This is a genomic window from Solimicrobium silvestre (genome assembly GCF_002976435.1).
Classification (GTDB): Bacteria; Pseudomonadota; Gammaproteobacteria; order Burkholderiales; family Burkholderiaceae_D; genus Solimicrobium; species Solimicrobium silvestre.
The window spans coordinates 1-18,177 of sequence record NZ_PUGF01000010.1 but is presented as its reverse complement, the minus strand read 5'-3'; the positions used below and the strand labels follow the sequence as shown (position 1 = coordinate 18,177).

The window sequence follows — 18,177 nt, the reverse complement described above, 5'->3', positions numbered from 1 at the left end:
CTAACTATCAGATTATAAACGAAAACTTATTCACTGACAATGCAAAAATTTGATCAACTCACTAGGATACAACATACAAATTAACCGCGTGCGCGCTTGCGAGGAATACCCTGGTAAGTATGCGGCGTAGCGCCAGCAACACCAGCCCGAGGCTTGCGAGGTGCTGCAGCAGGAAATCCTAATGCTGTTTGCATAGGATCCGGCTGGCGACTACGCTGTGGCTTGCCCGGAGCTGCACTAAATTTATCTTGCGGCTTAGCAAAACGAGGGGCCCTATCTGTATTGGCAACATTGCCACTATTACCAGCAAATCGCCCGTTCGGGCCAGATTTAGCTGGCTTGGAAGAACCACCTCGATCATCCCGACCTATTTTCGCTTCTTTTTCCATGCCGCATAATTTCAATAATTCACGCGCAGCATTTTCTTCCAACTCTTCCCAACGACCGCGCTTCAAATTAGATGGCAAAGTCATCACGCCGTAACGAGTACGAATCAAGCGTGAAACAGTCAACCCGATCGCCTCAAACATACGACGCACTTCACGGTTACGACCCTCGCCAATCACTACCCGATACCATTTATTAACACCGTCACCGCCGCCATCACTAATTTTAGAAAATTGTGCCAAGCCATCTTCCAGCTCAACACCACTTAATAATTTCTGACGCATGCCTTCTTCGAGTGTACCCAAAGTACGCACAGCGTATTCACGCTCGATACCGTAACGCGGATGCATTAAGCGATTAGCTAAATCACCCGAAGTTGTAAACAGCAACAAACCTTCAGTATTAAAATCCAGTCGCCCAACTGCTAACCACTTGCCGGTTTTCATCGTAGGCAAACTAGAGAATACGGATTCACGACCTTCAGGATCATTAGTACTAACAATTTGCCCGGCAGGCTTGTGATATACCAAAATTCTTGGTGGCTTGGTGCTGATTTTACGCTGGATAATTTTGCCATTCAGACGCACGAAATCGGTCGGCAAAATACGCTGACCTATATGCGCTGGCTCACCATTAACAGAAACCCGACCAGCTACAATTAACTCTTCCATGTCGCGACGCGAACCCAGACCCGCCTCAGCCAACACCTTATGCAGCTTTGGTGCGTCATCGTCCGAAGTTAAATCACGCCGAACCGGCTTCGCAGCTCCTCGACCAACTGGCTTGACATCAGCATGCGCCTGATCAAATGCTTCCGAGGTTACGAAAGAGAAAACATCATCCGGCGCCTGAGCACCTTGCGATGGCGTAGGGCGCGAATGCGACCTTTGCCCAGCCCGGGACTTATTGGCACTATCAAATTTTGCAGGTCTAGCATCACTCCTGCCAGCAGGCTTTGCGTGCTGCCGAGGAGCGCGCTCCACTCTTGCACCAGCATCCGATTTTTCAGCACCTTCCGTGGATGGCATTGCGTCAGTCGCCGCACCAGCCGCGGACTCAACCGCAGTTTCTGCTCGCTCATTACGAGCGCGTCGCATCATGCGCGGGCCGCGCACACCGTGTTTTTTCTCTCTCGGCTTATCTGACGCGGTCGGCGCAGTATTTTCTGTATTGTTTTCAGCCGGCATAGCATCATCTGGATTTTTAGTAGACATCATTATCATTCTTGGTTGGGTAGACCAGGCGCATCCTCAACCATTAATTCAGGCACTGGGTCATTTAATATTAGGGTAATTTCAGAGGAGCTCTCTGATGTTTCAGCTGAATTAGCTTCAGTCTCAATACTCATTACATCTTTCACGTCAGGAGCTTGCTCCACAAGCGCCACTGCCGCTTGATTATCATTGCCAACCTCATCTGCTGCGGAAAAATCCATATTCGATTGAAGTAAAGATTCGGGTAAATTAGCTTGCAAATGCGTTTCTATCACTTCCATTTGCTCTAAATCGGTCACTTTCATCATTTCTTGCGAAACAGCTTGCAATGGCGGCAACTGCTCTAGTGACGCCAAACCAAGATCATCTAAAAATTGCTTGGTGGACGCAAATAAAGCCGGGCGACCGGGAACGTCACGATGACCGATAGTTTCAATCCAACCACGATCTTCCAACATGCGGATTGTTTGCGCATTCACGGTAACACCGCGAATTTCCTCAATATCACCACGGGTAACTGGTTGCTTATAAATAATAATTGCTAAAGTTTCCAATGCGGCACGCGAATACTTAGGCGGCTTTTCCGGATTCATTCGATCCAGATATTTGCGCATTACCGGTCGACTCTGAAAACGCCAGCCAGTTGCAAGGCTAACCAATTCAATACCGCGCTCTTGCCACTCATTGCGCAGCATTCCCAACATCAACTTCAGGGCATCGTTACCTATTACATCATCGATTGATGACTCATCCACAAAAAGTTTTTTCATGGAATGTAAGGTTAGCGGCTCATGCGCGCATAGCAGAGCAGTTTCGAGGACTACTTTCGCCTCAGCAGTATTCATGTGCAACTCTTTAGCAACTAAATAATGGGATATGAACTATTGTATGTTTAGCGGAGGGCATCATTTCAATGCGCATCCTAAATTCGGCTTTGCCAAATTTCATCCGAAACCAATAAAAACTGAAATGGCTGGATAGTTAACAGAAAATGTACTTACTTAACAATAAATTCGCAGCAAGAAATTCGTCGAATTATCGGGTACATTCAACGAGGAATTGTAAACGATTATTCTTGGATCACAAGCGAAATGCATGAAAAAAATTAATCAGTAGCAATCACTACCAAAAAGGCCACGAAATTCGTGGCCTTTTAATTGGTTGCGGGGACAGGATTTGAACCTATGACCTTCGGGTTATGAGCCCGACGAGCTGCCAGACTGCTCCACCCCGCGTCTGAAAATAAAACCACGCTAAGGCGCAATTCTTAATTCTGCGATACTAAAACTGGTTGCGGGGACAGGATTTGAACCTATGACCTTCGGGTTATGAGCCCGACGAGCTGCCAGACTGCTCCACCCCGCGTCTGAGATGCATACTATACTGCAGTGCCGCAATAATCACAAGGCTTATATTGCTTATTCGCGTATTAAAGGAAGAAAAATGCAAAAATCATGCCTGATCGCCACTAATTTAACCAAATAAATTCAAAACAGTCCTAAAATAGGTTTTTTTCTCACGATCACGTATTGGTTGCTATGAAATTCTGCTCTGAATGTGCCCATCCTGTTTCCCTCAAAATCCCGCCAGAAGATAATCGCTTACGTTTTGTGTGCGATCACTGCAATACCATCCATTACCAAAACCCTAAAATGGTGGTTGGGTCGATTCCTGTATGGGAGCAATCTGGAGAAACGAAAGTTTTGCTGTGTCGCCGCGCGATTGAACCGCGTTACGGTTACTGGACTTTACCTGCCGGATTTATGGAGAATGGGGAAACCACCAGCCAGGCTGCGATGCGCGAAACCCTGGAAGAATCTGGCGCTAACATTGAACTCCACGAATTATTCTCGCTATTAAATGTGCCGCATGTGGATCAGGTACATTTGTTCTATCGCGCCACCTTGCTTGATTTAAATTATTCTGCGGGTACTGAAAGCCTGGAAGTGGCCTTATTTTCCGAATCTGAAGTTCCCTGGGATGAAATTGCCTTCCCTACAATTTTCCACACATTGAAATTTTTCTTTTCAGCCCCCCATGCAAACACGCCACTCAGCCTGCATTGCCATGACATTTTAAAACCACGCACCTTTTTATAAGCGCGCCTACTATTCTTCCTGCTTAATCCCGGCCTCACCAAGCCAATAGGCATCAATATTTTTAAAGCCCCATTTACTGACTAATTCCCGAGATACAATTTTGTCCTGCTTGCCGGGCTGCGATAAGTCCAGCAGCACCGGTACTATATAGGTCATCGATTTACTGGAAAAAAATACTCGGACCATGGGCAGCAGTAAAGACACATCGTTTTGCTCAACCACGACGCCCATCCGCCCTGTTTCCAGCATCACCAATGTGCCGGCCGGATAAATACCGATGCTGCGCACAAAAGCCTGAAAAATCTGATCATCAAAATGTTTGCCGCTCCACTCGGCCATTTTATGAATCGATTCTGACGGGCACCAGCCTTTTTTATAGGGGCGGTTCGAGGTCACGGCATCATAGACATCGCATACGGCACTCATTCTTGCCATTAAACTAATTTTATCGCCCGCGTAGCGGTAGGGATAACCTGTCCCGTCGAATCGTTCGTGATGATGCAGGCAGACATCTAGCGCAACTGGGCTGATCGCTTTGGCGCGCAATAACAATTGATAACCTGCTAGTGGGTGCTGCTTAACCATTTCAAATTCAGACTCTGTTAATTTGCCTGGCTTATTTAAGATCTTGGTCGGCACCGTCATTTTCCCGATGTCATGCAATAACCCGGCCATACCCGCCTCTTTAATTTCATCACTGCTTAGGTTCAATTGTTTTGCCAGGGCAATCATCAAGGCGCAAACCGCGATGGAATGCATATAGGTGTATTCATCTTTATTTTTAAGGCGAGCCAACCCAATTAGAGCTCCAGCATTCCGATTAATTGAATCGGTAATTTCTTCCACTAGCGGTTGCATACTCTCCATATTCGCCGCGTTGCCCATGCGCACCTCATGGAACATCGACATCACCGCCTGTTTGGATCTGGCAACCACTCGACTCGCGTGCTCTAGTTCCATGTCCATGGAAACAGCTTGCTTGTGAATTAACTCCGGGGTTGGCTTCGCTATCTCTAAAGAGTGTTTGACTGGTGCTAATTTTGGCTCACGCTCAGCCAGCACATCTACACCTTTATCAGTGTTAATAATCAATTCGGTGACATTGCTCGACTTAACGCTGTGATATCTGGCTTCGGTGTCCACCAAAAAAGATTGCTTCCAAAACGGGTGGGCTATCCATGAAATGCAAAATTCTTGGATATACATTCCTTGACGTAATTGCTGAATGGTAATTTTCTTTAGCATGGAAAATTTGATTTTCGCGTTTCAAGTCAGCAACAAAGTATAAAAATTGCGCCCACGGCGCTTAAGTAATTTAATCTACTTGAAAAGTATTATATGTTCTGAGGGGAAGAAAGGAGGAACTAATGCTAGTTACATGTGTAAATAGCAGTTTTTACTATAATCCCATACCTTACGCGGAAGTATCTACCATTCCAATGACTTTTCTGACGATGAAATCATCAAAATTAAGCTCAGTGTAAAACGTAATCAATATGGTAATTTTAAAAGTACCTCAGTACATTAAAAGATGATATCTAGTTTTAATGCGCTTTAAATAAGTGTAATGACTTAAATAAATTTTGCATAACCGGATTAGCGATGAAGGAAAGATTGTAGGGGTGCTCTGAAGCCAACGCTAAAAATTTGTCTGCTTCGGGTAATTCTCTTATTTTCTCTGCGATCTTGCCCCATAAGATCAATTTAATTTCTAGTTCATTTTGCATCGACAACGCCTGCAATATCGTGCGCAAAAAGGGCAGCCATGCTTTGGCATCCTGAACTGGGGCGACCTCGGTTCTAAAAACCAGGCTAGCATTCAACAATAAAAAACCTTGCTGCATTAAATTGGCCTGCAACTCTGCGCCAGTTTGTATCCAGCCAGAATTAGGTGCGCAAGCTAGTTCGGCAACGGATGTAAGCGCGCTGGCCGTGGTATTTTGAATATTCAATACGCCTTCTGCAACCAATACCATTTTGATGAAATTGCGTAAAGAAGTGGCCCGATTAACCGGCTTCGATAGTCCGGCACCGGGTTGCCATAACGATTGAACGGCACCATCCATAAAACAAACACCAGTAGCACTTGCGGCGCGCGGATAAGGCCCTTCGCCCAGCAACACAAAGCGTACTGAAGTAATTGGCTGTGTAAACGCAGCAAACAACCGGTTTTCAGTTGGAAAAAAATCGTGCTGAGCTAACGTGGAAAAATAATTCGGCTGCTCTGCTGACATGGCGTTTAAACCAGAGCGTAAATGGGCGTGCCACGAAGGATGCGCTGCAGCTAACGCAGTCTCAATGAATTCTGGCAGTGCAACTTTCTTTGCTGCTGTCATTAATGATCTGCTGGTTTGTTATCAGCATCAATTGGCGTTGGCGTTGGCGTTGGGACTGGAGCTACCGCATTCGGCGGTGGTAAATTAAGCGTTTGGAGCTGTGACAGCCGCGATTTATTACCGCGATTACCGCCCGTATTTTCAACATTCGATCGTTGATCATTCATCACTGGATTTGCTACCGGATTAGGGTAGCGATCTGGCACGGTATTCATCGTCTGCATGGAAGCTTTCGAGTCCTGCGGTAAATCGACCCGTTTGCTAATACCATTATCCAGCAACAAAATATAGCCGGAATGAACTTCATTTAAAGTGACGCCCGGGCTTAATTCTGTGTTCATTGGATAAGCCTGAGTAGGCTTGCCATCCACCGCAATAATCGCCACACTTTGTCCCATAGGATTAGCTAGCACCACACCCTTAAGCTGATAATTCGTATCCACTGCCATCGCACCACCAAACAAACCAGCCACACTCTCTACATCAGCAGTTGGCTTGGTGATTTGAGGTGCTGAAATTTTTCTAGTCTCCGGTTTAATCAGTTGCAGAACCCAATAACTGCTGGTTGCGCACAACAAAATAAACAAGATAAAACTACTAATTAAAGGTATTCGTTTCATGCCAATCTTTCTTCTTTTAAGAATTACGCAAAATTGTTCCAGCAAGGAGGTGCAACGCCCCTGGAGCGGTTTTGCGTAAGTCCGATTATCTTACCAATTGATTAATTTCGATGATAGGCATGAGCACAGCCAACACAATCAATAACACCACAACACCCATCGCTAAAATCAACACTGGCTCAAGCAGCCCAGCCATCGTTAATGCACGACGCTCTAAATCCTGTTGTTGTGAATCTGAGGCGCGCTCAAGCATCGCGGGTAAATTACCGGTTACTTCGCCAGCACGGATCATGTGAATTAACATCGGTGGAAAATATTGGTGGCTAGACAACGCGCGCGCCAGACTAACCCCTTCGCGCACAGCGGCCGTGGCACTTTCAACTTGTTCTCGCATGGCGACGTTAGATAAGGTGTCGCGACTTGTTTGAAGTGCCTGCAAGATCGGCACACCCGAACCGATAGTAATAGCTAAGGTGCTAGCAAACCGCGAGGTGTTTACACTGCGCTCAAACTTGCCATACAACGGTGCAGTGAGTAACCAGCTATGCCAGCGCATTTTTACCTCAGGATTTTTCAACACTTGCAACCAAGCCCACAATCCGAATGAAAAAACCACTGCCACGATAATGCCGTAGGCACGAACAAAATCAGAAATAGCTAACATAATCACCGTCAAAATCGGCAATTTTTGCTTGGTATTGGCAAACACCGAAACAATTTGCGGTACCACATACGCCAACAGGAAAATCACAATCGCAAACGCCACTACTGTAACAATCGCAGGATAAGTAAAAGCCAGCTTAACCTTTTGAACTAATGCATTACGCCGCTCAATAAAATCAGCCAGGCGCGATAACACGCGTGACAACTGACCGATTTGCTCACCGGAGGCAACCAGCGCCGTATAAATATCGGCGAAATCACGCGGGTGCTGTTTTAGCACATCAGACAGGGAATGCCCGGCCATGACTTCAGAGCGAATTGCGGCGATTAAATCGCGCACATAAACGCGCTCGGCTTGCTCAAGTAAAGCGGAAAACGATTGTTCAAGCGGCAGACCAGCTTCTAGCAAACTGGCTAATTGACGCGTGAATAAAGACAGCTCGGTCGTGGAAAGCTTGTCAGCAAATAAGGCGCGCTGGCTTTTATTTTGCTGTTCATTAGCAATCTGCTCAAGCTGAATCGGCGTTAATCCCTGCCCACGCAATTCAGCACGCGCAGCGCGAGCACTATCAGCATTAATTACGCCGGTTTTATTCTGCCCGTCGGCTAGAAGGGCTTCGTATCTGAATGCGGGCACAATATTCCCAATCTATTCTTTAGTTACTCGCAACAACTCTTCACGCGAAGTAACGCCTTCGTTGATCCAACGTTCACCATCTTCACGCATGCTCAACATACCGTCGCTTTTTGCCACAGTACGAATTTCTGCTTCAGATGCTTTTTGATGAATTTGAGCGCGTATCTGCTCGGTGGTCGTGAGTAATTCATAAACACCAACCCGCCCCTGATAACCGGTGTGAGCACACTTATCGCAACCCACCGGATGCCAATCTGTAGCTTCTTGACGCTTACAATGCGTACACAATTTACGAACCAGTCGTTGTGCCACCACGCCTAATAACGAGGAAGATAACAAGAACGGTTCAATACCCATATCCAGCAAACGGGTCACCGCGGCAGCGGAATCATTAGTATGCAAGGTAGCCAATACCAAATGGCCGGTAAGTGAGGCTTGCACGGCAATTTGCGCGGTTTCCAAATCCCGGATTTCACCGATCATGATGACATCAGGATCTTGCCGCAAAATAGCGCGCAAGGCCTTGGCAAATGTCATTTCAATACGCGCATTTACTTGCGTTTGACCTATGCCGGGCAATTCATATTCAATCGGGTCTTCAACCGTTAAAATATTAGTGGTGCTGGCATTTAAGCGCGACAAAGCGGCATATAAGGTGGTGGTTTTACCTGAACCAGTTGGCCCGGTTACCAACACAATACCGTGCGGCTGGTTAATTAACTTATTAAACTTGGGCGACATCGCATCGCTCATGCCCAGATTAATCAAATCCAACTTACCGGCTTCTTTATCCAGCAAACGTAACACGGCACGCTCGCCGTGTCCGGTAGGTAAAGTCGACACCCGCACATCTACGGAGCGGCCACCGATACGTAATGCAATACGCCCATCTTGCGGCAAACGTTTTTCGGCAATGTCTAATTGCGCCATGATCTTAATCCGCGAGATCAAGGCCGCATGAATCGCTTTTTTAGGACGCACTACATCGCGCAATGTACCGTCGATGCGAAACCGTACTACCGAAATTTGCTCAAACGGTTCAATATGAATATCCGACGCGGTCTCGCGCAAGGCTTGTGTCAACAAGGCGTTGATCATGCGAATCACAGGTGCATCGTCAGCTGATTCAAGTAAATCTTCAATCGCCGGCAAATCGGACATTAATTTGGCTAGATCTAAATCAGACTCGACCTCATCCACCACCTGCGCGGCATCGCCACCGGAACCGGCATAAGCGCGATCAATGGCTTGCTCAAGATCAATATGACTAATCTGCACCAGCTTAATGCGACCATAACGCCGCCCTACTTCGGCTATCGCTGTTGGTGCTGTTCGCTCTGAAGCCCAAACATACAGCAACTCAGGTTCTCCCCAAGCTGCCAGAATGGCGCATTCCCGTGCAAAAACATAGGGCAGCAAATTCGCTTGCGCGATGGTAATAGGTGCCATGCTAGTGCGCCGCTTCCGTCGGAGTGGTCGTGGTTTCCGGCTTGGTTACTGGCGACGTATCTGGTTTAGTGCCCGACTTAGCGCCGTCTTGCGTATCTAATTTAGTCGCCGTCGACTCTCTGTTAAGTATGTTTTGCGGAATTAATATACCGGTTTGTTCTGGCGTTAATGACGGCACGTTCAAGAGCGGCTCATCCGGCTTATCCGTACGCACCTTAGCACGCATGTAATCGTAACGATCCACTGAAACAGAATGGCTTTGATCAGGATTACGGATCACAGTCGGACGTAAAAAGATCAGCAAATTGCTCTTAATGTGTGATTTATTTTTATATTTGAACAAGTTTCCGATATAAGGTATATCGCCTAAAATTGGCACTTGATCATTCGTTTCATTACCGCTTTCCGCCATTAAACCACCCAGCACCAGAACTTGGCCATCGTCGACAATCACATTCGTTTCGATGGCGCGTACATTCGTAATAATCCCGGCAGGATTGGTAGAGGAGTCAATATTCGACACTTCCTGATAAATCGTCAACTTAACCGCGCCGCCTTCGGAAATTTGTGGCTTCACCCGCAAAGTCACACCCACATCTTTACGTTCTATCGTTTGAAACGGGTTGACTGTCGCACCACCACTACTCGCTGCCGTATTTGTATATTGTCCGGTAATGAATGGTACATTTTGCCCTACCAGCATCTTGGCTTCTTCATTGTCCAGAGTAGTCAGGGTCGGCACGGACAGCACATTTGCGTTACCCGTCGATTGCAGCGCAGAGGCAAGCGCACCCAAACCAAGTTGGGCACTAAACACCCCTAAATTCAAGCCGGCATTGGGAACTGCCGTTTTACCTGCCGCTGCCAGGTTAAACAGATTATTACTTGCTCCACCAGTATTAAATGAGGTTGCTGAACCTACTCGCACATTACTGTTGCTGTTACCGGTGAGTGCGGCCCACTGAACACCGAATTGCTCCGCCTTGTTAGTGGACACTTCGATGATTAGCGCTTCTATATACACCTGAGAACGTCGCGCATCAAGCTGATCAATCACTGTGCGTAAATTACGGTAAACCGTTTCACTTGCCGTGATAATCAAGGTGTTGGTTGCCGAATCAGCTTGAATATAACCAGTTGCCCCACCAGTTGATAAAGTGGTCGGTGCATTACCATTATTGCTGGTGCTGGCTCCCAACGCACTCCCTAAGCCTCCGCCGCTACCCGAACCACTTCCGCCGATACCGGTGGTTGGTTTGTTTTGCGATGGTTGTTGCGCTGAGTTGTTCCCTGAGTTTACGTTTGAGAGAGAACCTGAACCAGATGACGAACTATCGGAAGCTGCAATCGCACGCAGGGTTTGCGCTAGTTTCAAGGCATCCGCATTACGCAAATAAACCACATGAACATTACCTGGCAAAGCGGTTGGCTGATCGAGTTTTTCAATCAGGGTTTTCACCAAGTTAGCGCGCGCTACCGATGGAGCGTGCAACAGAATAGAATTGGTTCGGCTGTCAGCCAAAATATTAACTTTACCGCTATCAGCAGACGCTCCAGATTGCTCAGTTAAACGCAGCACCAAGGTTGCAATATCACTGGCAATACCGTATTTGACTGGAATTACATCGACATCACTGGTAGCTGGTACATCGAGTGTAGCGATAATTTTTTCCAAGCGCTTCAGATTATCGGCATAGTCAGTAATCACTACCGAGTTACTGCCCGGATTGGCATTAATCGTATTATTAGGTGAAATCAGTGGGCGTAACACCGTTACCAGATTCGCTGCATTCTCATAATTCAGGCGATAAATCTGGGTAGATATCTGGTCGCCTTTGATGCCAACTACCTGAGTCGGCCCAGCTTGCAATTTACCGTCCGGTTCAGGCACAACTTTAGTAAAGCCATTGGCTGTCACCACTGCATAACCCTGCAAGCGCAACGTTGACGTAAGTAGTGCAAATGCCTGCTCTTTAGTGACCGGTTGTTCCGATACCAGATTAATGGTGCCTTTAACTCGTGGGTCAACAATGAACGTGGTCCCCGTGTAGTGGCCGACCGCTTTAATGACTGACTCAATGTCCGCCCCAACAAAGGTGAGCTTGGATTCATTTAAGCTGGGTTCCTGAGCAAAAGCGGCAACGGAAAATAAGCCCGTAATAGCGCAAAAAGCCAGGCTTGCCGGTAGTTTTCGTAATGAGAAATTTCCAGTGTAAGCCAGAGTCAAATTACGTTTGAGTGGAGTCAAAATAGAAGGTGTCATTCGCATATTTTTCATTAAAATTCTAAAGCAATCACATTTTTATCAGTACCGGCGCGGCGCTGTCCCAGCAAATTCAACAAATTTGCCAACTTATCTTCTTGTCCTTCTTGAGCCTGTGCCGACCCACTAAACTGCAAACGCCCCTGAACTAAAGCGCCTTTACCACTTAATAACATTGGGCCCTGCAAAGTTTTTAACTCTATATCAGCTTGCTGCCCATGCCAAACAAAATTCATCAAATACGAACCCAGCGGTTTAATCGGCGACAAAGCAGAAGCAATGTCTTGCATCTGCAATTTCATCGTGCCGTTAATGTCTACTTTCCCCTCTGATAAAGTCACCCCCAAGGCATCCCAAGATAAGGTCATTTTCCCCGAAGGTTTAACTGTATTTAGCGGCGCGCCCAAACCACTCAACCGTTCCGCGGGCAATATCAAACCGCCAGGACTTACTTGAACATGACGTAAATTGCCGGTTATGTGCAATGGCTGCTGCAATGCCGCCGAATTTTCCAAGCCTAATTCAATTTGCCCCAACAACAAAATGGGGGATAAATGCCAAGCAAATCTGCCCGGCAATAAAGGCGTTAGATCTCCGTTTTTAGTAGCAGCAACGCCAATGAAGGCGGAACCATTCCACAAACTACCTTGTGCATCGCCCAGTGCAAATCGTCCGTCCGTCTGCATTTCTAGCAACGTACTCAGCCAAACCGCTGGCGCAAACGCCATCACCGTCAACAACATGCCCAACAAGCCCAAACAGATGCAAACAATTTTTTGTTTGAGGCTTAATTTATTTGCAGTTTTATTCCCGGGCAAATCGTGCTGCTCAAATCGACTCACTGCTAGTTACTCCCATTAGTGACTGATTGACGCAACGTAAGGTTAACGCTCACCAATCCGCCCTCTAAACCGGTTATCTTGATTTCTTCCACAAATAATCCGCTGGATTTTTGCATTTCAAGCAGCCAGGTTTGCAACGCAGACATTGACGTTGAACTAAATTGGGCGCGAATCACACCATCATTGACGGATAGCGTTTGTGCTTTCAAACCGTTATGCGACAACGCCGTTTCAATCAGCTCACGGCTAACTTCATGGCGATTTTCCGCACTGGGAATAGCGGCCAATTCCTGCACCATCTGCTGCATTGCCGCTGCCTGTTGATGCAATATCGGTAGCGATTTTTTTAATTCCTGGCGCCCGGTAATGGCAGGGTCAATTGCAATTAAATAAACCAGGGTGACGACAAAAACAACGGTAGCGGTGATTAAAAATTGGCGTTCACGTTGTTGCCGTGCTTCCCAAAAATGCGTAAAAGTTTCTATAAAAATAGCTTTGAATTGCATCATTTAGCATTCCTCACTTGCCATATCTCTTCATTATTTTTCTTAAGAATAAGACCCTTGGCGCTCAATTCCTGCGCGAGTGCTTGCTGTGGCATTTCGCCCTTAATTTGCAACACTAAGCCGTGATCTTTATATTCAATCGAAACCAGTTTTGGCAATTGCGCGGCATTCATTGCACTCCATGCCGCACCGAACTGGCTAAGCAACAAAGTAAAATCGTCCGATCCGCCCTGCCCGGAATTACGCTGCGCCAAATCTAAATGTTTTTTCATTTGATCAAGCGGAGCAGGTATGACGGTTTCAGTAGGGAAGCTCACTTTATAGGTTTGCGTCATTCCCGTTTTCAACGCTTGCGCTTCACGCTTCAAGCTCCAATATTCGTTATTTAACCCAATGATATTCACCAATAAAACCAAGGTCGCGAGTACCAACGGCCAACGCCAAATTTTCCATTGAATCCGATTAGTTTGAGCTGTATTTAATCCCGCCATTAAATTGAAACTGACTGTCTTGGCGGCTTGAATCGTGCTGACCCAATTGAAGCCCTGCACCGTCATGCGCTCAGCCCAAGCGGGATTAGCGTCAATCGCCGTTTTATACTCTCCGACTAATTCGCCAGAAATCTGTAACGCGATAGCGCCAGGCGGCGTCAGCATAGCAATGACCGATAAACGTTCTTGGGCATTTTGCTCAGGTTCAAGCAGCATACCTACGCCGCTATCGACATCAAAGCGCATAGAAAGATTGGCGCATAAATCTTGCGCGTGTTCTGCCAAACGCACACTACTCTGACCGCTTTTAAAGGGTAGGCAAAGTTGCGCAGGTAATGCTTTTATACGATTTGCGCCAAGGGCAAACAAACTGCCCGACAGTTGTTGCAACCAACTACGCTGCGCAACCGCGATAGTGCGTTTTGTTGAACTAAGCGGCTTGACGCCCAACAATAATACGCACTCAGCAGAGTCACACATTAATTGGTCTTCAACCAGATTCGGCAAAGCTAATTTTAATTTCGCTTCCGGCATCGGCGGAATACTGAGTTCCAATAAAGTCACATCGGACGCCGCGATCAGTAACACCACATTTGATTTGGAAATAGTCGTGGAAAGCTCAGCTAAGGTGCTATGACCTTCGCGCACAATGGCATCTTCCTGAGAGCAAAGTGCGTAAGCAAGTGCGCTATTTGGCCATGCCGCGGTATGTTTTGCTGGTATGCGTAAATACAGTGTATTCAAGATGTTTATTCTTCGTAAATTTTACTTAAAGTTTGTATTTTAATTCGCTTGTTTTATTCGCTTATTTGTTAATTTTTACCGCATTTAATTTTCTCTTACCCAAACTACTCTAGTCGCGCCACTTATTGGCGTGCGCTCAATTAAGGCATCCACATCCAATGCAGAGCGATCTAATTGCACATGACCATGCACAATAAAATAGTTGGTTTGAGTATTCACCACACCTGCAGCTGGGATCGGTACTTTGCTATTGGTCCAGCGTGCCGCTAAATCAGTCAAATCTTTATAGTAAGCCTGATTCCGAGCAGTGACTATTTGCTGGGCATCCGACAATGAGATGCCCGCAATTCTAGCCGAAATTACTTGGGCGGATGCCGTATTTATGTTGATTGGCGTCGCCACTGGCAAAAATACCACCAACTCGCGCAATTTTGCGACAGTGGCAGGGGTGAATCCCGGAATCGCCAACAAATCATCAACTTGCGTTAACGCCAAAATTTTAGCGGATACCGCAGCCGCGCCCACGCTACCGTCTGAATTAAACTGTGTGGCTTTTGCTTGGGTGGAAGCGACCATGTTGGCGGTAGCCGTTGCCAAGCCAGGATCCATCCCCTGCCCGCTTAACAAACTCCCAAACGCTAACAAAGTAGCTGGGTCAACAACCCCTGCTACGGCCAGATTGGTCAAATTTAAACGCGATTCTGCGTCAATAACATAACCAGACAAGGTGGCATCTGTATCATCTTCACTACCGCGCCCGTTATCAACGTACTGATCCAGGCGGGTACTTTCCAGCGGTACCGACCAAGGCTCACCTAAATAATCTACCCGATTTACCCTGGCATCTTCGCGCAAAATTAGGCGCGCCCAATCTAAAGCGCCGCGCATCACCCATTGTTTTTGCAATTGAAAACGCTGATTTTCAATCGAGCGTACTTGCACATTTTGCTGTCCAAATAAACTCATTACCAAGGTAATTGCCAACGCGGCCAGCAGCAGCGCCGTTACAATTGCCACGCCGCGCTGCGCGCTGGGTAGCGTTACAAGGCTGCGACGCATTACGCTCCGCCCAAAATAAATATCTTAAGCATATTTTTGTCATTATTTTGCAATTGCAAAGACACTTGCAAACCCGTTGTCGCATTAGCCTGGTTCACATTTTGCACGCCATTATTGACAGGCTGATTACCTGGAGCAGGATTACCAGGGGAATTAGTCGAATTTGTGTTTCCAGCAGTAGATGTAGTCGAATTTGCGGCCACTGAACTATCTGGATAGCCGGTAAATTCCACGCTTTGTACTTTTTTCTGCATCACGATTTCAACCTGCTGATCAGGAGGATTTCGCGCCTGCGCCAACAATTGCGTCAACACGGTCAAATCACGTGTGCTGATGGATTCAAAACGAGTGATAGTAGAATTTTGCAAACGGTAGGTCACGACTTGCATGGCAGGAGCCTGATCGTCCGAGAATACATTACGTATCAATATCAACCGTTGCGGCTCAATCCAGCTTGAGCGCCCTTCTGGCAAATTGGGGTAATTAAATGGATTTACGTTTTGCGCGCAATCGCTTTGCAATTGTGCAAAGGTCAGTTGCAGACCACGCGTTTGTTCCAATTCCGCGGTTAATACTTCACGACTACGGACAATGCTGTCCAAGCCGCGCCAGCCCAGTACCGCGACGATCGCCAAAATACTAATTGCGACCAGCAATTCAATGAGGGTAAAACCCTGGCTTTTCATCTTACAACGCATTCGGTACCACCTGCGTCAATTTGATAATACGGCGCTCTGGAAAACGCTCATCAACGACGCTGACTTCAACCCGGCGAAACGAAGGATTCGGCGTAGCGATCACTTCCTGAAGGCAAACCAGCGGTAAATCACCTTGCGGGCAAGGGAAATTACTTTGCCCTACATCTGGCCAGGTAGTCGATAAACGGATTTGCGACAGACGATTTTCAGCCGACCAGGTGGCCATCATCGAGGCGCGTAAATGGTTGCTATTTTGCGTTAAGCTACCGACTGCTCGCAAGCTGGCACCTAATGCCACGCCGACAATCACCAAAGCAACCAGCACTTCTAACAAAGTAAATCCTGCCTGCTTTTTACTTGGCATAGTTAGCATCTTGGCTGCTCGGCTAGTGGGTTTAAAATACATATCGCTCAACGGTTATTCAACGGAAAAATGTCCAATGCCATCAGCTTGAATCGTTGCCGTGGCATCTTCATAGCCGAATGTCAGCGTGAACGGCTTATCAACCGGTTCACGTCCAAAGATTATTTTTAGCGGTAACGCTGTTTGATTCGGGCTTGGCTGCATCGTGATAGCTAGCGGGGAATTTTTAAAACTACGCTCACGAAACAAATCATTATCGTTCAATAATTGCCAGCCACTGTCACCGCGCACATAAAACCGAAACTGCTCGCTATCAAGCTCAAAAGCCACTGGGCGATTCCGCACAATGGCCTCTTCACGAGCAAGTTGCAATAACAAGGCAACGCGTTTCGCGTCACCGAGTAAAGCCTGCTTCTTATTAGGTAACGCATTCATACTGACCATGCCGAGCATAATACCCACAACCACCAACACCACCAGCAGCTCCAGCAAGGTAAATCCAGCGGCCTTGCGATGTGCTTGAGGTGAAGTTTTAGCAGCGGAAGGTTTAGCAGCGCTAGTCAGCATGCTGCGCACTATAAATCCCAAGAACCGATGTCAGCATTAATTCCGTCGCCGCCCGGCTGACCGTCTGCGCCATAGGAGAACACATCAAACTCGCCGTGTATGCCAGGGCTGAGATATTGATATGGGTTTTGCCAAGGATCTTTTGGGAGTTTTTCTAAATAGCCATCGGACTTCCAGCCATTTGCAGCTGGGCCGGTCGTTGGTTTGGCGACTAATGCCTGCAAACCTTGCTCGGTCGTCGGGTAACGTTGATTGTCTAATTTATACAAAATCAGCGCTTGCTTAATATTAGCGATATCTTGTTTGGCAGCGGCGATTTTTGCCGTATCGGTATGTCCTACCAATTTAGGAACAACGACGGCCGCCATAATTCCCAAAATTGCAATGACCACCATGATTTCAATTAAAGTAAAACCACGCGCTAACGGTTTTCGTACCCGTTTAAGAAGAGAAACTGAATTTTGCATGTCAATGATGTCAATAAAAGTCGGGACGATAATTGTATTGCATGTGGAATGATATTTGCGAATTGCTGATGGAGAAAATTGAAACAATTTAACTACATTGTGCTTATTTGAACTGTTCAAGCTCATTGATTGTGAACAAAAGACGGTTTTATAGTGTTTTTTATAACTCAATAACTTACCAACTGATGATACCCACCAAGCGAGTTAAGGTTTGTTGCTGCTGTTGTTGAAGTTGCTGTTGAAGTTGAAGTTGAAGTTGAAGTTGAAGTTGAAGTTGAAGTTGAAGTTGACGTTGACGTTGCTGTTGAAGTTGCTTTTGCCCTACCCCCACTTCTAGTTCGGCCGGTTTTTCACAGGGAAAATGGATAAGAAAGGTTCGCTGTTTGAGCGCAGCGAGTTTCGAACTTTTCCCATTTTCCCTGTGAAAAATCGGGGTTTCCGAAATAGCGTGGTCGCCTTTTTTGGCCTACCTTTTTTGGCGACGAAAAAAAGGCAGGTAGCTGTCGGGCTACCCCCGACCTACAAGCATCGGATTAGCTCCGAAAGCAATTCAAAATCAAGCCGCATATCAGACGGTTTTGACGTATTTTCAACTTCTAAGAAGATATTGCGAAGATTTATATTAATCAGCCTGAATGACAAACTTAAGGCTTGGGGCCGGTGGTAGACCCTGTATCCCTATAGGGAGGGAGTCTCCGCCTGCATGCGGAGACCGTTCCGCAGGTGAGTGGCATGCCACTCAAAACCCCTGCTACACCGGCGACTAGTCAC

General features: G+C 46.8%; 17 protein-coding genes and 2 tRNA genes. 1 reads left to right on the top strand and 18 read right to left on the bottom strand.

The genetic code is table 11. From position 1 onward, the window contains the following. Positions 1–80 precede the first annotated feature (80 nt). The 4 genes from S2091_RS11395 to S2091_RS11380 all read right to left on the bottom strand — a co-directional run bounded on the left by S2091_RS11395 (position 81) and on the right by S2091_RS11380 (position 2,966). Positions 81–1,604: a pseudouridine synthase gene (locus S2091_RS11395; RefSeq protein ID WP_243405400.1), complete on the bottom strand. Its 1,524-nt coding sequence runs from the start codon at positions 1,602–1,604 to the stop codon at positions 81–83. Positions 1,605–1,606: 2 nt separating this feature from the next. Beyond that, the gene (gene scpB, locus S2091_RS11390; RefSeq protein WP_105531948.1) at positions 1,607–2,446 is read right to left on the bottom strand and encodes an SMC-Scp complex subunit ScpB; all 840 of its coding nucleotides are present in this window, start codon (positions 2,444–2,446) and stop codon (positions 1,607–1,609) included. A 313-nt stretch (positions 2,447–2,759) separates the two neighbouring features. Further along, positions 2,760–2,836 (bottom strand) — tRNA-Met (locus tag S2091_RS11385). 53 nt (positions 2,837–2,889) lie between these two features. Then, positions 2,890–2,966: transfer RNA gene (locus tag S2091_RS11380), tRNA-Met, on the bottom strand. Positions 2,967–3,139: 173 nt separating this feature from the next. Here S2091_RS11380 and S2091_RS11375 point away from each other — a divergent pair. After that, positions 3,140–3,700, top strand: a complete 561-nt coding sequence (locus tag S2091_RS11375) for an NUDIX hydrolase (protein WP_105531947.1) — start codon at positions 3,140–3,142, stop codon at positions 3,698–3,700. A 9-nt stretch (positions 3,701–3,709) separates the two neighbouring features. Here the strand turns inward: S2091_RS11375 and S2091_RS11370 are convergent, their stop codons facing one another. The 14 genes from S2091_RS11370 to gspG form a co-directional block, all read right to left on the bottom strand. Continuing rightward, positions 3,710–4,945, bottom strand: a complete 1,236-nt coding sequence (locus S2091_RS11370; RefSeq protein WP_105531946.1) for an HD-GYP domain-containing protein — start codon at positions 4,943–4,945, stop codon at positions 3,710–3,712. Positions 4,946–5,244: 299 nt separating this feature from the next. Next, on the bottom strand, positions 5,245–6,036 hold the full coding sequence (locus S2091_RS11365; RefSeq protein ID WP_105531945.1) for a uracil-DNA glycosylase family protein: 792 nt from the start codon (positions 6,034–6,036) through the stop codon (positions 5,245–5,247). Then, positions 6,036–6,656, bottom strand: a complete 621-nt coding sequence (locus S2091_RS11360) for a type II secretion system protein N (protein ID WP_105531944.1) — start codon at positions 6,654–6,656, stop codon at positions 6,036–6,038. The genes S2091_RS11365 and S2091_RS11360 overlap by 1 nt, the downstream gene beginning before the upstream one ends. Before the next feature lie 85 nt (positions 6,657–6,741). Next, positions 6,742–7,956 (bottom strand): type II secretion system inner membrane protein GspF, encoded by a 1,215-nt coding sequence (gspF, locus tag S2091_RS11355; protein WP_105531943.1) that lies wholly within the window; start codon positions 7,954–7,956, stop codon positions 6,742–6,744. Between the two features lie 12 nt (positions 7,957–7,968). Beyond that, positions 7,969–9,405 carry a type II secretion system ATPase GspE gene (gene gspE, locus S2091_RS11350; protein ID WP_105531942.1) on the bottom strand — a complete coding sequence of 479 codons (1,437 nt, stop codon included), beginning with the start codon at positions 9,403–9,405 and terminating at the stop codon, positions 7,969–7,971. A gap of 1 nt (position 9,406) precedes the next feature. Then, complete coding sequence (gene gspD, locus S2091_RS11345) at positions 9,407–11,683, bottom strand: type II secretion system secretin GspD (RefSeq protein WP_341476998.1); 2,277 nt, start codon at positions 11,681–11,683, stop codon at positions 9,407–9,409. Further along, positions 11,683–12,510: a type II secretion system protein N gene (gspN, locus tag S2091_RS11340; protein ID WP_341476997.1), complete on the bottom strand. Its 828-nt coding sequence runs from the start codon at positions 12,508–12,510 to the stop codon at positions 11,683–11,685. Before gspN ends, gspD begins: the two co-directional genes overlap by 1 nt. A gap of 2 nt (positions 12,511–12,512) precedes the next feature. Continuing rightward, positions 12,513–13,019 carry a type II secretion system protein GspM gene (gene gspM / locus S2091_RS11335; RefSeq protein WP_105531941.1) on the bottom strand — a complete coding sequence of 169 codons (507 nt, stop codon included), beginning with the start codon at positions 13,017–13,019 and terminating at the stop codon, positions 12,513–12,515. After that, positions 13,016–14,251: a type II secretion system protein GspL gene (gene gspL / locus S2091_RS11330; protein ID WP_105531940.1), complete on the bottom strand. Its 1,236-nt coding sequence runs from the start codon at positions 14,249–14,251 to the stop codon at positions 13,016–13,018. Before gspL ends, gspM begins: the two co-directional genes overlap by 4 nt. A gap of 84 nt (positions 14,252–14,335) precedes the next feature. After that, on the bottom strand, positions 14,336–15,310 hold the full coding sequence (gspK, locus tag S2091_RS11325) for a type II secretion system minor pseudopilin GspK (protein ID WP_105531939.1): 975 nt from the start codon (positions 15,308–15,310) through the stop codon (positions 14,336–14,338). Then, positions 15,310–16,008, bottom strand: coding sequence for a PulJ/GspJ family protein (locus tag S2091_RS11320; RefSeq protein WP_105531938.1), 699 nt, complete (start codon positions 16,006–16,008; stop codon positions 15,310–15,312). Before S2091_RS11320 ends, gspK begins: the two co-directional genes overlap by 1 nt. Further along, positions 15,998–16,381, bottom strand: a complete 384-nt coding sequence (gspI, locus tag S2091_RS11315) for a type II secretion system minor pseudopilin GspI (RefSeq protein WP_423828236.1) — start codon at positions 16,379–16,381, stop codon at positions 15,998–16,000. The genes S2091_RS11320 and gspI overlap by 11 nt, the downstream gene beginning before the upstream one ends. 45 nt (positions 16,382–16,426) lie before the next feature. Next, on the bottom strand, positions 16,427–16,939 hold the full coding sequence (locus S2091_RS11310) for a GspH/FimT family protein (protein WP_105532159.1): 513 nt from the start codon (positions 16,937–16,939) through the stop codon (positions 16,427–16,429). Between the two features lie 8 nt (positions 16,940–16,947). Continuing rightward, positions 16,948–17,406: a type II secretion system major pseudopilin GspG gene (gene gspG / locus S2091_RS11305; RefSeq protein ID WP_105532157.1), complete on the bottom strand. Its 459-nt coding sequence runs from the start codon at positions 17,404–17,406 to the stop codon at positions 16,948–16,950. Positions 17,407–18,177 lie beyond the last annotated feature (771 nt).

Excerpts from the sequence above, each read along its gene's own strand:
- S2091_RS11395 (WP_243405400.1), bottom strand. The coding sequence starts at position 1,604 with ATGATGTCTACTAAAAATCCAGATGATGCTATGCCGGCTGAAAACAAT.
- scpB (WP_105531948.1), bottom strand. The coding sequence starts at position 2,446 with ATGAATACTGCTGAGGCGAAAGTAGTCCTCGAAACTGCTCTGCTATGC.
- S2091_RS11375 (WP_105531947.1), top strand. The coding sequence starts at position 3,140 with ATGAAATTCTGCTCTGAATGTGCCCATCCTGTTTCCCTCAAAATCCCG.
- S2091_RS11370 (WP_105531946.1), bottom strand. The coding sequence starts at position 4,945 with ATGCTAAAGAAAATTACCATTCAGCAATTACGTCAAGGAATGTATATC.
- S2091_RS11365 (WP_105531945.1), bottom strand. The coding sequence starts at position 6,036 with ATGACAGCAGCAAAGAAAGTTGCACTGCCAGAATTCATTGAGACTGCG.
- S2091_RS11360 (WP_105531944.1), bottom strand. The coding sequence starts at position 6,656 with ATGAAACGAATACCTTTAATTAGTAGTTTTATCTTGTTTATTTTGTTG.
- gspE (WP_105531942.1), bottom strand. The coding sequence starts at position 9,405 with ATGGCACCTATTACCATCGCGCAAGCGAATTTGCTGCCCTATGTTTTT.
- gspD (WP_341476998.1), bottom strand. The coding sequence starts at position 11,683 with ATGAAAAATATGCGAATGACACCTTCTATTTTGACTCCACTCAAACGT.
- gspM (WP_105531941.1), bottom strand. The coding sequence starts at position 13,019 with ATGATGCAATTCAAAGCTATTTTTATAGAAACTTTTACGCATTTTTGG.
- gspK (WP_105531939.1), bottom strand. The coding sequence starts at position 15,310 with ATGCGTCGCAGCCTTGTAACGCTACCCAGCGCGCAGCGCGGCGTGGCA.
- S2091_RS11320 (WP_105531938.1), bottom strand. The coding sequence starts at position 16,008 with ATGCGTTGTAAGATGAAAAGCCAGGGTTTTACCCTCATTGAATTGCTG.
- gspI (WP_423828236.1), bottom strand. The coding sequence starts at position 16,381 with ATGCTAACTATGCCAAGTAAAAAGCAGGCAGGATTTACTTTGTTAGAA.
- S2091_RS11310 (WP_105532159.1), bottom strand. The coding sequence starts at position 16,939 with ATGCTGACTAGCGCTGCTAAACCTTCCGCTGCTAAAACTTCACCTCAA.
- gspG (WP_105532157.1), bottom strand. The coding sequence starts at position 17,406 with ATGCAAAATTCAGTTTCTCTTCTTAAACGGGTACGAAAACCGTTAGCG.